This window comes from Dyadobacter sp. OTU695, from assembly GCF_038440355.1.
GTDB lineage: Bacteria > Bacteroidota > Bacteroidia > Cytophagales > Spirosomataceae > Dyadobacter.
This window is the reverse complement of record NZ_JASATN010000001.1, coordinates 726200-739721: the sequence shown is the minus strand read 5'-3', so window position 1 is coordinate 739721 and position 13522 is coordinate 726200. Positions and strand designations below refer to the sequence as shown.

General features: G+C 49.2%; 12 protein-coding genes. 9 read left to right on the top strand and 3 right to left on the bottom strand.

Annotation, left to right across the window (positions count from 1 at the left end):
- Positions 1–60 precede the first annotated feature (60 nt).
- Both AAHB90_RS03140 and bshA read right to left on the bottom strand, forming a co-directional pair.
- On the bottom strand, positions 61–318 hold the full coding sequence (locus tag AAHB90_RS03140; RefSeq protein WP_342083447.1) for a DUF4834 family protein: 258 nt from the start codon (positions 316–318) through the stop codon (positions 61–63).
- Positions 319–443: 125 nt separating this feature from the next.
- Positions 444–1586: an N-acetyl-alpha-D-glucosaminyl L-malate synthase BshA gene (bshA, locus tag AAHB90_RS03135; protein WP_090378394.1), complete on the bottom strand. Its 1143-nt coding sequence runs from the start codon at positions 1584–1586 to the stop codon at positions 444–446.
- Positions 1587–1767: 181 nt separating this feature from the next.
- On the opposite strand from bshA, the gene AAHB90_RS03130 reads away from it, so the two are divergent.
- From AAHB90_RS03130 to AAHB90_RS03090, 9 genes are all read left to right on the top strand, one after another.
- Positions 1768–2649 (top strand): geranylgeranylglycerol-phosphate geranylgeranyltransferase, encoded by an 882-nt coding sequence (locus AAHB90_RS03130; RefSeq protein WP_342083446.1) that lies wholly within the window; start codon positions 1768–1770, stop codon positions 2647–2649.
- A gap of 90 nt (positions 2650–2739) precedes the next feature.
- Positions 2740–3435, top strand: coding sequence for a TapB family protein (locus AAHB90_RS03125; RefSeq protein ID WP_342083445.1), 696 nt, complete (start codon positions 2740–2742; stop codon positions 3433–3435).
- A 131-nt stretch (positions 3436–3566) separates the two neighbouring features.
- On the top strand, positions 3567–4136 hold the full coding sequence (gene purN / locus AAHB90_RS03120) for a phosphoribosylglycinamide formyltransferase (RefSeq protein ID WP_342083444.1): 570 nt from the start codon (positions 3567–3569) through the stop codon (positions 4134–4136).
- Between the two features lie 9 nt (positions 4137–4145).
- On the top strand, positions 4146–5069 hold the full coding sequence (locus AAHB90_RS03115; RefSeq protein ID WP_342083443.1) for a hypothetical protein: 924 nt from the start codon (positions 4146–4148) through the stop codon (positions 5067–5069).
- Positions 5070–5093: 24 nt separating this feature from the next.
- Positions 5094–6149, top strand: coding sequence for a hypothetical protein (locus tag AAHB90_RS03110; RefSeq protein WP_342083442.1), 1056 nt, complete (start codon positions 5094–5096; stop codon positions 6147–6149).
- A 203-nt stretch (positions 6150–6352) separates the two neighbouring features.
- Positions 6353–6994, top strand: coding sequence for a porin family protein (locus AAHB90_RS03105; protein WP_342083441.1), 642 nt, complete (start codon positions 6353–6355; stop codon positions 6992–6994).
- A gap of 87 nt (positions 6995–7081) precedes the next feature.
- Positions 7082–8479 carry an ArnT family glycosyltransferase gene (locus AAHB90_RS03100; RefSeq protein WP_342083440.1) on the top strand — a complete coding sequence of 466 codons (1398 nt, stop codon included), beginning with the start codon at positions 7082–7084 and terminating at the stop codon, positions 8477–8479.
- A gap of 183 nt (positions 8480–8662) precedes the next feature.
- Positions 8663–9997, top strand: coding sequence for a DEAD/DEAH box helicase (locus AAHB90_RS03095; RefSeq protein ID WP_342083439.1), 1335 nt, complete (start codon positions 8663–8665; stop codon positions 9995–9997).
- Positions 9998–10050: 53 nt separating this feature from the next.
- Positions 10051–11841, top strand: coding sequence for an ABC transporter ATP-binding protein (locus AAHB90_RS03090; RefSeq protein ID WP_342083438.1), 1791 nt, complete (start codon positions 10051–10053; stop codon positions 11839–11841).
- A 248-nt stretch (positions 11842–12089) separates the two neighbouring features.
- Here AAHB90_RS03090 and hemA read toward each other — a convergent pair whose 3' ends face one another.
- Positions 12090–13349 carry a glutamyl-tRNA reductase gene (gene hemA, locus AAHB90_RS03085; RefSeq protein ID WP_342083437.1) on the bottom strand — a complete coding sequence of 420 codons (1260 nt, stop codon included), beginning with the start codon at positions 13347–13349 and terminating at the stop codon, positions 12090–12092.
- Between the last annotated feature and the right edge of the window lie 173 nt (positions 13350–13522).

Sequence of the window (13522 nt, the reverse complement as noted above, 5' to 3'; positions counted from 1 at the left end):
ATAGCAAAACAAAGAAGCCCGGATCGCTCCGGGCTTCTTGCATTTTATCAATTTTGAAATCTACTTCACTTCTTCATAATCCACATACTCGCCGCCTTTGAACCTTGACGACTCGCCGTTGTTCTGCGGGTTACTGTCAACCCGGATGCCTCCCGGCTTGGTACGGGCGCGTTCGGCCTGCTGCTGTGCACGGTATGCCTTCTCCTGTTGTTTGATCAGCTGCCTGCCCACCAGCAAGTGGAAAAGGAAGCGCCGGAAAAGCGGCACGAATGCGATCAGAAGCACTAATATGAACAATATATTAAATACCCATTTCATCTTTTCAACAATTTTTTACCTCTATCAATAACGTAAACCTACCATAAATAGCACACGAATATAAGTAAAACCTCATGAAAGACGAAACCGGGCATTGAGCGGCGCGTTCGCATTACGGGCGGCTTTTAAGCCAGATCAACCGCTTTGCTATTTTCCACCACCCGTTCGTAATACGCTTCATAATGCGGTAGGATCTTCGCCACATCGAATTCACGAGCGCGGGCTAGCGCGTTAGCCTTGAAAGTAGGCAGGTTGGCGTCGTCCAGAATGTAGGCTGCGTGCTTTACCATATCTTCCACGTCGCCTACGTCGCTCAGGAAGCCGGTTACGCCGTGCACATTCAATTCGGGCAGACCGCCGGCATTGGACGTGATAATGGGCACTTCACAGGCCAATGCTTCCAGGGCCGCAAGTCCGAAACTTTCGGATTCGGAAGGCATCAGGAAGAGGTCGGCTACCGAAAGTACTTCCTCGATCGCATCGAGTTTACCCAGGAACCGGACATCCGAAAGCATGTCCAGGTCTTTACAAAGGCGTTCGATCCGCATCCGGTCGGGACCGTCGCCTACGAGGAGCAATTTGCTCGGCAACAGTTTACGAAGCTTTTCAAAGATCATGATCACGTCGTCGATCCTTTTTACTTTCCTGAAATTGGAAGTATGAACGATCAGTTTTTCGTTGTTGGGGCAAATGGCCAATTTGAAATGGTCCTTTTTTTGCCTGTTAAAACGGTCGAGGTCGATAAAATTAGGGATCACCTCAATATCCTTGGTAATCTTGAAATGATCGTAGGTATCCTTTTTAAGCGAATCGGAAACTGCGGTAATACCATCCGATTGGTTGATGCTGAATGTTACCACCGGCTCGTAAGACGGGTCTTTTCCAACCAGCGTAATGTCCGTACCGTGCAATGTCGTAATCACCGGAATGTGAATGCCTTGCGCAGCCAAAATCTGCTTGGCGAGGTATGCCGACGATGCGTGCGGGATCGCGTAATGTACGTGAAGTAAATCAAGCCCGGCATTAGCCACTACATGCACCATTTCGCTCGACAGCGCCGACTCGTAGGGCGGGTACTGGAACAAAGGGTAAGCAGGTATATTTACTTCGTGATAATAGAGGTTCTCATTAAAAAAATCCAGCCGCTGGGGCTGGGAGTAGGTAATGAAATGAACCTGGTGGCCGGCTTTCGCAAGCGCTTTTCCAAGCTCGGTAGCTACCACACCGCTTCCTCCGAAGGTAGGATAGCATACGATACCAATTTTCATAATAGGTCAGCAAAAAGTTGAATCTCCGGGATGAACAACCCTCCGGATAACGGTTTAAAGTAACTAACAACAAATGCAGGTTTTTTATCCCACAAATGGATAAAGAAGTGAAGAATTGTCGTTAGTGGGATAAAATGAATAATTTTATTGCCTAAACCTTCTTTTTCCAGCGTCAAACTTCATGAATGTGTCGGCCAGACCCAAGATCACAACGTGGGATTATGTCACCGGGAGTGCGCGGCTTGTGCGCATGACCAATCTCGTCATTGTGGCCCTCACACAATACCTGACCCGCATTCTGCTTATCGGCCCGCGACATGACTGGAAGTCGATTGTCACCGACATCGACATGTTCGTACTTGCGCTTTCCACCGTTTGTATTGCCGCTGCCGGTTACATTATAAACGACTATTTCGACGTCAAGATCGACATCGTTAACAAACCGGAACGCGTCGTGGTAGGCCGTTATCTGAAACGTCGCTGGGCCATGGGTGCGCACCAGGTTCTGAATGTAGTCGGAGCTGTGCTCGGTCTCGTCGTCAGTCCGTACATCTTCGTTATCAATGTATTTTCGATCACACTGCTATGGTTCTACTCGGAGCGCTACAAGCGACTACCGTTCATCGGCAACTTTATCGTATCGCTCCTAACCGGACTTACCTTGCTCATACTCACCGTGCATTATCCCGCCAACAGGCATCTGGTATTCATTTACGCAGTCTTTTCTTTCTTCATTTCGCTTATCCGGGAAGTGGTGAAGGATATGGAGGATATCCGTGGCGACGAGGCACACGGATGCCGCACGCTACCGATCATATGGGGTATCCGGCGCACGAAAACATTCCTCTACTCGGTGATTGTCATTTTCGTCCTCACCCTGTTTGTGATGGCCCGTGCCTTGCAGAACAACCTCCTCACGCTCCTGTTTCTTCTCCTTCTCATCCCGATCGCGTTGCTGGTCATGCGCCTCTACCAGGCCGATACACGCCGCGATTTCAAGGAAATAAGCAGCCTTTGCAAGATCATCATGCTGCTCGGACTGATCACGATGATCTGGGCGTGAGGCACTGATTAATTTAACACTTCGCGCCGCTTAATTAACCGGGTGAAAAGTTATATTTGATTACCCCAAAACTAAATCGCTGTTACGGATATGAAAAAGTTTATTCTGTGGAGCATCGCATGCGTGCTGATGCTCAGCCTGAGGGCCTATGCCCAGGAATGTGCCGGCTTTACCTTCAAAGAAGGAGGCGGATTTGAAATGAACAATTTTGACGGCAAAGGCAAACCGCTCGGAAAGCTTACCTACAAGATCGCCAAGGTAGCCCGGGAAGGCAGCAATACGGTGGTGACCATCGACATGGAATCCTTTAACACCAAAGGCAAATCCGAGTTGAAAAACACTTACCAGATGAAATGCGATGGAAATGTACTGACGCTCGACGCCGCTTCGCTCGTGAGCCAGGAGCAGCTGAAATCGTTTCAGAACATGGAGATGAAATTCACCTATGACAATATTGAAATTCCTTCAAAACTCGCGGTGGGTGATAAATTGAAGGATGCCGCTGTAAGAGGCGAAGGCAAATCGGGGCCAATGACGGTGATTTTCAATATGTTTATCAAAAACCGCACGGTGGCCGGGCAGGAAAAACTTACGATTCCCGCTGGCAGCTATGATGTCTACAAAATCAATTCGGATATGAATATGGAAATGGTAATGGGTTTTCCCGTCAAAATGGAGATGCAAAGTGTTTCCTACCGTGCGCCCGGCATTGTCTGGGACTTGAAAACCGAGACTTATCGCAAAGGAAAATTAATGGGGTATAGCGAGCTGGCGAAAATCTATTGATTTCAAACAAGTTCAAACTAACATTTCCCTAAAGAGCGGCTTGCAGTTCGTCGGCAAGCCGTCTTTTTATAGCTTTGTCCGGGTATTTCCAGACAATGCCCCTTATCTATCATAAATCAACTACGCTAATAATGAAGAGAATTGCCATTTTTGCCTCCGGTTCGGGGTCCAATGCCGAAAAGATCTGCGAGCATTTCGCAGACCGCGACGACGTGGATGTATCGCTGATTTTCACCAACAATCCGATGGCCGGCGTGATCAAAAGGGCGCTCAAATTACAGATACCGGTTGTATTCTTTGACCGGAAAACCTTTTACCATACCGGCAAAATTCCCCAGATACTGCAAAACGAAGGCATCGATCTCGTGGTACTGGCGGGTTTTATGATGCTCGTGCCACCGGTATTGGTCAGTTCGTTCCCGAATAAAATGGTCAATATCCACCCGGCCCTGCTACCGAAATATGGCGGCAAAGGTATGTACGGTCATTTTGTACATGAAGCCGTAGTCAACGCAGGGGAAACCGAATCGGGCATTACGATCCATTATGTGAACGAGCATTACGACGAGGGCGACATCATTTTCCAGGCGAAATGCGACGTAGCACCCGCGGATACGGCCGACGACGTCGCGCGTAAGGTGCATGAGCTCGAATATGCCCACTACCCGCGCGTGATCGACGAAATACTCACCGGACAGTAAGATCACGTCATGCTTTTCTTCCTGCTCGCGGTTGTTTTCACGGTCATGCTCTACCTGATCATGCGCGCTTATCCGCGCTACCAGGTGGATTCGTTCCATGCGGTGGTTTTCAACTATTACTCCTGTGTGCTGACCGGCCTCGTGCTCACACCCGACCTGGCTGTATTCAAGCAAACAGCATGGACGTCCGAAGGAACGGTCCTTACGATGGCACTCGGGGCGATGTTCGTCACGGCGTTCATGCTGATCGGGCTTACTGCGCAAAAAGTGAGTGTGACGGCGACGTCGCTGGCAGGTAATATGTCATTGGTCATCCCCGTGCTTTTCGGGCTTTTTGTTTTTAGGAACAACAATAAGGACTTTACCGCGCTCAATTACCTCGGACTCGCACTTGCATTGATTGCCCTGGCATTGGGCGCCATCCAGCATTCGCCGAAAGCATCTGATACAGCAAATGCCGCCGGTACCGCACAGGCATCCAGGCAGGCTTTGTGGTTTTTGCCTGTCCTCACGTTCTTTGCTACCGGCACGAATAATACGCTGATCAATTTTCTTTCTTCCAAATATTATCCTGCCGGACAGATCACCGTTTTTATGATCATCGCTTGCTTTGGTGCTGTCGTGATTGGAACTTCCATCCTTGTTTACCGGATCATCGCGCACGGCCACAGGCTGAAACTCCGCAGCGTCGTTGGAGGGTTGATATTAGGAGTACCTAATTTTTTATCGCTCTACTTCCTCCTGCTGGCCCTGGCAGCGTTCGGGAACAGTGCGGCATATGTTTTTCCGATCTATAATATCCTGACAATGCTCGTTTCGGCCCTTGCAGCCTGGGCCTTGTACAAGGAACGCCTCAACACATTAAATAAATGGGGACTTCTGCTCGCCGTAGTCGCCATTGTACTGATTTCCTACCAGGAACTGAACCTGTGATCCCGCGAGCACTGTTTAACGACCATGACCGACACCGCCATCCTGCATATTCCCGAGCAAGACAAACCGCTCAACAAGAAACAAAAAGAATTCAATGTGCTTTCGGATACCATCGAAGCACTCGACCGCCAGATCTCCGACCTTCAACAGGCATACGACGAAATGCTGCGGCGGATACCGTCCGACCTTGACCCGCTCGTACGGGAATACCAGAGTTACCGGGCAGATATTGTCAACCTTTGGGACCGCGCCTATGAAGCGGAGCATTTCCGGAAGGCCTATCAGACCAAACTCGACTATCTGATCATAGAAAATGCTTTTGATTTGATTAAAAATCATGGCCGCTCGGAGCTGAAAACCGTCTTTAACAAATACAGCCCGACAGACATCGATATGCTCCTGGAAGAAGAGCGCCTGCGCGAAACGACCCGGATCAAGGACCCGGCATTTTTGCTGGAAAGTATCTATGACGCGGAGCCTGAGGTGTCGTTTCACGAACTTTCGGAAGAAGAGCAGCAGCGTATAAAGGCTGAAAGAAGGGAGCAGCGGATGGAGCAGCGCACGCGCGAAGCCCAACAGGCGAAAACCACCAAGTCGGTTCGTAGCGTGTATATGGAGCTCGTGAAGACCTTCCATCCCGACCGGGAAACCGACGAGGCCGAAAAACAAAGCAAAACGGAGACCATGCAGCGCATTACCAAGGCCTATCAGGACAATAACCTGCTTGGATTATTGAAACTGCAAATGCAGCTCGAACAGATCGATCGCAGCGGCCTTGAAAATCTCAATAAGAACCAGCTCAGCTATTACAATAAGATCCTGCGCCAGCAGGTGGAAGAACTGGGCCAGCAAAAGGTCTCGATACAACAGAAGATATCGGCTGTTTGCGGGCTGCCCTATCAGCACGCCAATTCCCAGGTAACCGTCATAGCGAAATTCAATACCAACATCAATGATTTGAAAGCGGAGATCAAAAACATTAAGAAACTATACAAACACTGGCTCGTCCCGTCACAGCTCAAAGCCTACCTCAAACCCTACCAGATCCCCGATCAGCAGGAAGATGATTCCGATGAATAGGCGAAACCGGCCGTTTTTTGCGGGAAACGTATACAATGCGTAGAGGTTTTTCCACGATATTCATCATGAATTTAAATATGATTATATAAATACGGTGACTGACGACGCTAGTGTTGAGCAGATTAAGCCGAATGGCGCACAATAGGCACGATTGGCATATATTTTATGCTTCATAGGCTTGACGCACCCAAACTCATATTTAAATGAAAAATTGTATTTTTTTGCTGCTCGTAGTCGCATTTTGTGGCTCGCGGGCACAAGCTCAGGAAAACGTTTCCATAGGTCCGCTGGTAGGATTGTCGATTGCCAATTTGCGCGGCGATGTATCAAACACGGACTGGAAACCAGGACTAACGATCGGCGGCTTCTATAATTACAGCTCCGAATCAGGCTTCGGTTTTAGCGGACAGTTGCTTTTCACCCAGCTTGGCGCACAAATCAACAACAAAACCAATGAAATTAACCTGAACTACATTCAGGCTCCATTGCTGGCGACATTCTTTTTCGGTCGCTACGGCGACCGCGTACGCCCCAAAATCTTCCTCGGCCCTAACCTCAACTTCCTGGTTGGCGCGAGAGACAAAAGCGGCAATAACATTAATGGTGATTCCAATAACCGCATTTATAACCCGTTCGACCTCGGACTCACATTCGGCGCCGGTCTGAATTACCGGTTGCAGGAAAAAATCTGGCTGAATTTCGATGCACGTTATGGTGTTGGTTTGCTCGATGTCACCAGGCTCGACAATTCCAATGTCAAAAATAACAATTGGGGTATCAATGTGGGGCTGAGCTTCCCGTTGGGCACTTACAATAAAAATACCGGAAGACTACGTACGCGCTGACACACTATAATCAATGAACAGAAGGGCATCCAAATTTGAGTGCCCTTCTTTACTTTTGTTACCGGTAGGTTTTAACGCACGCTGCCTATGCTTCAAAAGGATTTGTCGAAAATTACCAAATGGGGCCTCGCGACAGCCGTGCTGATCTGGATGATTGGCTGGTTGATGCTGATTCCCGAAGATTTATCCGCCCAAATAGCTGCTATCTCTGCCGAAACGGTGAAAAACGGTCGTTTAACCGAGCAAACCGGCATATCAACACCGATTATTTCGTTTTCCGTAGGAGCCATGCGGCTTTTCGGGATCAACCAGCTATCACTGCACGTTCCGGGCTTTCTGGCAATTGTTTTCAGCCTTTTCTGTGTTTATCGTTTTACCAAAGCTGTTGCCGGTGCCGAGTCGGCCGTTCTTTCGGTATTAATTCTCGCTACAGCCCAGGCTACTTTCCTTGTCAACAACGAGCTAGGGGATGCGAGCTACCTGGCAGCGTGCTACATTTTTATGCTGTGGCAGATCAGCTGCTACGTCGAAAATAAAAAAATCACCAATCTGTTGTTATCCCTTCTCGGCACGGTCGGGCTCGTATTGGTTAAAAACACTTTCCCTGAGAATGCAAGCCAATGGCCGACGGATCCCCTGTTGACTTTGCTGGTCACCTTCTCTCCATGGACGATTTTTATGATCCTCGCGCTCATCGACCTCGTTCAGCGGCTCACGTTTCCGGATGAAAGCCGCGTCGGCAAGCATGAACTGATTTGTCTGACCGCAATCGTCGCCCCGTTCATTTTCAGCTATCTAAACCCACTCAGGGCGACTTTTGACGTTTATATGGCTTATCCTGTGGCCTCGGTCGTCACGGCGGCGTACATCATCCGTCGCCTGGAAAGCGACCCCGGAACCTTCTCCGGGCTACTCGCCTACGTGCACGCCGTGGCGGCATACGCGGCGCTTGCGTTGCTGTTCTGCCTCGTATGGTTCACTTTTCCCGCTGACAATTATTATGGTTTGGTTCACTTCATGGCGCTCCTCAGCGTCCTTACCTGGCTCATTTTCTTTGCACCTGTCCGTAACAAGCTCATAGTAGGCTGTGTCGTTTTTGCGATAGGGGCCAATCTGGTCCTCACCACCTACTTTTATCCCAACATCTACGAATATCAGGCGGCGGCCAAGCTTGGTATTATTGCGAGGGCAAATGGAGCCGGCCGCGACAAGCTTTTCAGCTACCAGGCGGGAACTCCGTATAGCCTGCGTTTCTATTCCGGCGTTCGGGTAACCGAAGTCGACGATTTCGGAAAACTCGTAGGCATGAAAAACTGCCTGGTTTATACCCACCAAGATCTCCTGGGGGAGTTCAAGGCCATCCGGCCCGATCTGAAAATCCTGGGAAGTTGTGAAGAATACCCCCGCAGGATCCTGGACTTTCGTTTTCTGGACCCGAATACCCGGGCCTCATATGTACAATCCAAAGTTCTGATCAAACTATAAACAGCTTTTAGGGAAACTGTTACACCACAAAGGCCGTGTTTGGTCTTCATTCGCTCTGTGCCTGTTTATTTACGGAATCAGCATTGTTGTTCCGTCAGGCCCGTGCACAGGCATAATAAAACGGCTGGCATAATGCGTTCAGAGGGATTAGCCGTACCTTTGTAGTCTTTTACAAAATGCATTATGACATTTGAAGATTTAAATCTCACCAAACCGCTTCTCAGGGCACTTTCGGAAGCGGGATATACAACACCGACGACCATCCAGCACAAGGTTTTTTCGGTCATGATGTCCGGCAAAGATGTTTGTGGCATCGCACAGACCGGCACCGGAAAGACTTTCGCCTATTTACTGCCAACACTACGGCAAATCGAGTACGCCAAGGATCGCCTCCCACAACTACTGGTACTCGTACCCACGCGCGAGCTCGTGGTGCAGGTGGTCGAAGAAGTGCGGAAACTCGCTGCTTACACGACGCTTGAAGTGGTAGGCGTATACGGCGGCGGGAATATCAAGGTACAAATGGCGGAGCTCCATGAAGGGGCCGACGTCGTGGTAGCGACACCCGGCCGGTTGTACGACCTGGCGATGAACGGCTCATTGAAAACCAAATCCGTGAAAAAGCTGGTGATCGATGAAGTGGACGAAATGCTGAATCTCGGTTTTCGCCCGCAATTGAAGAATATCCTCGATTTGCTTCCGCAGCGGCGGCAAAACCTGCTTTTCTCGGCTACCATAACCCCGGAGGTAGAAGCCTTAATGAAGACGTATTTCAATGATCCGGTGCGCATTGAAGCCGCTCCCGTCGGAACGCCCCTTGAAAACATCGAGCAGCAGGCATATTACGTTCCTAATTTTTATACAAAAGTAAACCTGCTTGATCTCCTGCTCGACCGCCACGAGGAAATGAGCAAGGTTTTAATATTTGTGGCTACCAAAAAGCTGGCCGACCAGCTTTACGGCCAACTGGAACTCGGCTACCTGAACAAAATCGGTGTGATCCACTCCAATAAGGACCAGAACCATCGTTTCAATACCATCCGGCAATTTCATGCGGGTAATTACCGCATCCTGATCGCCACCGACATCATTGCACGGGGACTGGATGTGGCGGAAGTTTCGCACGTATTCAATTTCGACATTCCCGAAGTCCCCGAAAACTACATTCACAGGATCGGCCGGACGGGAAGGGCCGACCAGAAAGGTATTGCCATTTCTTTCATTACAGAACGCGAGAAACCATTTCAGCAGGAGATCGAAGAGCTGATGGATTTTGAAATACCTATTCTTCCATTGCCTGAGGATTTGAAAATATCCGAAGTGCTGATGCCCGACGAAGAGCCAAAGGTTTTCATGAAAAACATCGAACTGAAACGTCCCAAACGCGAGGACGTAGGCCCGGCATTTCATGAAAAGAAGGCTAAAAATCAGAAGGTTAATATCCGCCGCGATCACGCCAAAGAAAAAATGGCCAAATACGGCCGACCGATCAAGCGCTCGGGAAAGAAGAGCAAGTAATTGTTAAATGCCAGATATTCAAATCATTTTGCAGGATTTCTTGTTGATCCTGCATGAATATCTGGCAAATCTTTCAAAGACTACGTCCTTTCGTCAAGCCGTATCACCGGCAAATCGCATTTGCATTATTTCTTACGTTACTGGGTGCCGTAACGGCACAGGTGAACCCCTGGGTGCTTCGTTATACGGTCGACACAGTACAATCGCTGCTCGATCAGCATAAGGGCATCCTGCAAGGCAAAGAACTGCTGCTTCAGATTACCGCGATACTTTTCCTTAAAGAGATCGTCAACACATTCATCGTTTTCGGGCAGCGGTATTTTGGTGAGAAAATCCGGATCAAAGTATCCAGTGACCTCGCGCAAAATGCCGTTAACCGCATCCTGACTTACAACCTGGCGTTTTTCAGTGACAATGAGAATCAAAAGGGCAAGCTCCAGACCCGCATCGACCGCGGCGTGGAAAGCCTAACGAAGCTCATACAGAACTTTTTCATAGACATTCTGCCGCTGTTCGCTAATGCCGTGGTCGCATTGGGAATTATGTTCTCGGCCAATTTCTACGTCGGCTGCATTGCGCTGGCCATTCTGCCGGTTTATTTTTGGATCAGTTTCAAGCAAGCCGGCGAGTTGCAAGGCGTCCGACGCAAGCTGAAACGCCAGCGGGAGAACAAAAGCAGCGGGCTGATCAACCTGATCGAGTCGGTGATCGTGATCAAATCCTTTGTGCGGGAGAAACTGGAAGGTGAGAAGCAGTACCGTCTGCAAATGGATCTGATGGATTCGCAGCTCAAAACACGGAAGACCAACTTCACTTACGATGGGATCAAGAGCTTTATCGAACAAATCGGCGTAGTTCTGATCATTATTCTAACGGCCTACCTCGTGCTCGACCAGCAAATGTCGATCGGTGCCATTATGTTCCACATTCTGCTGTTTAACAATGTCTCTGCACCCATTCGCCAGCTGCACCGCATCTACGACGAGATGAACGACGCCCTTACCTACTCGGAAGGCTTCTTCGATATTCTGGATGCGAATGAATCTGTTGAAAGCAGCGGAGAAACGGTGACAGAGCAGTTTCGCGGCGACTATGTTCTCAGGAATTTGTCGTTCGCCTATCCCAATGGCACCAAAGCACTCTCCGGGATCGATATGGAGATCAAATCCGGACAAACGACGGCGTTGGTCGGGCTATCGGGGGCCGGCAAAAGTACGCTCATCAATCTGCTTGTAGGCTTCTACGCGCAGGATGCGGGGGATATTATGCTCGACGGGCAACCGCTGAAATCCTATGATCTCCCATCGCTGAGGAATGCAATTGGGATGGTACTCCAAAAGAACCACATTTTTAAAGGCTCCATTGCCGAGAATATCCGCTATGGAAGACCGGAAGCCACCTGGGAAGAGCTCGTGGAGGCGTCACGAAGCGCCTACCTGCACGAACAGATCATGGAACTCCCGGGCGGGTACGAGACGGATGCCCAGCTGCTCTCCGGAGGCCAGCAACAGCGTATTGCCATTGCGCGCCTTTTCCTCAAAAATCCACCTATTATTTTCCTCGACGAGCCCACAGCCAGCCTCGACGCTATTGCCACCGAGCAGATCAAGAACAGCCTCGACGCGATCAAAAAGAACCGGACGGTCGTGATCATCTCGCACAGCCTGGCGCAAATTCTCGATTCCGATCAGATTTATGTCATGAAAAAAGGGCAGATCGTCGAATCCGGCAAACATGAGGATTTGTATGAGCAGAATGGCGTTTACAGGCAGATTTTCAACGCTTCGGCCCGTAGCCTGAACCTTGGTAAGATGCTTGAAACCATGAGTCGGGAGCAGGACTGAAAAAAATTTCAGTTTTTTTTCGATCCGGTGATCTAAAGTTGCTCCCTGAACGTATGTGGTTGCAGGATGACGAACGACCAATCCAAACCGCTACCGCGAGGCGGCCGGATTTGAAGATACAATTTAATTATTGTGGAGGGTAAGGTAATACATAGAGCGGGTGGCAAATGCCTCCCGCTCTTTCTTTGCAAATAAAAAACTCCCGGGCAAGGCCAGGGAGCTAGATATTGGAAGAGGTCTATGTGATATTAATGACTTTCTGTCTCTTTTTCCAGATTGAACAGGTCGTTCAATACGTCGATCAGCGTTTCGGCTTCTCCCCTTTTACATGCCGCTTTTAGTTGAAGCACTGGCAGTTTGAGGATTTTCTGCATCATACTGGTTGTAATGCGTTCCACTTTTTCCAGCTCCGACTCGGTCAGGTTTTTAGTAAAACGGGTCAGTTCTTCCTTGCGGATCTGTTCCAGCGCGCCTTTCAGTTTCTGGATCGTCGGCGAAACGATCATCTCGCGTGACCAGTCGTTGAATTCAACCACTGCTTCATTGATAATCTCTTCCACATGCGGAACGGCATCCAGCCTGCGCTGCAACGCTTCATCCGCCTTGGAACGAATCGAATCGATCGTATAAAGCATTACACCGGGAACTTCTTCCACCTCCGGCGATACGCTGCGTGGTACCGAGAGGTCGATGAAATATTTGAATGACATGCCGCGGAGGCGCACCATCATTTCCTTGGTGAAGAAAGGTTCCTCGCGCTGGATGGAAGATACGATCACGTCGGCACCTGAAATTTCGGATTCAATATCGGCAAAATCTGCTACCCTGAATCCCAGCTCTGCACCGAGAGCTTCGGCTTTGCTGCGGGTCCTGTTCACCAGCGTTACTTCCGCATTGGTGTTCTGGGAAAGATTGCGGCATACATCCGTTCCGATCTCACCCAGGCCTACAACGAGGATTTTGGGGTTAGGCATCAGCCCTTCCAGGAGCTCAACAGCCGCATAGGAAACGGAAGCAGCGCCGTCGCGGAAGAAAGTCTCCTGCGCTACACGTTTGTTTGCAAAAAATATCGTGTGAAGCAGGCGGTGTAAAAACGGCCCGGCCATATTCAGATCGGCTGACCACTGATATGCGTGTTTGATCTGATTAGGAATCTGCATATCCCCTACCACCTGCGACTGTAAACCTGTGGCTACGTGGAAAAGATGATGAACAGCAGCGTTGCCTTCGGCAAATTGTTCGAAATATGGTTTGAAACCTTCTATGTCCTCAACCCCTTTTTCTATCAGCAAAAGCTTGATAATGTCTTCGTTAAGATCGTTGGCGGAAGAGTAATATATTTCAGTGCGGTTGCAGGTCGAGACGGCGAGGACGTCGGAAATATCGAAAAAATCTTTCAGACGAAGCATAATGCCCTTTGCTTCCGCCTCATTCAATGCAAGCTGTTCCCTGATAGCGAGAGGGGCATTCCGATGTGATAAACTGACTGATTTGAACTGGTTATACATCACTTGGTCTAATTCGATTCACAAAAATACTGTACAAAAATCATAAATATGAATGTGGAACTACGACCGTTCACTTATTTAGAAAGCATTTAAATAAAACTGTCATAAGTCATACAAATTTCTCGCCACGAAGGCGCTCAAAACATGATTTTCGTCATATCCTGAACTGATCC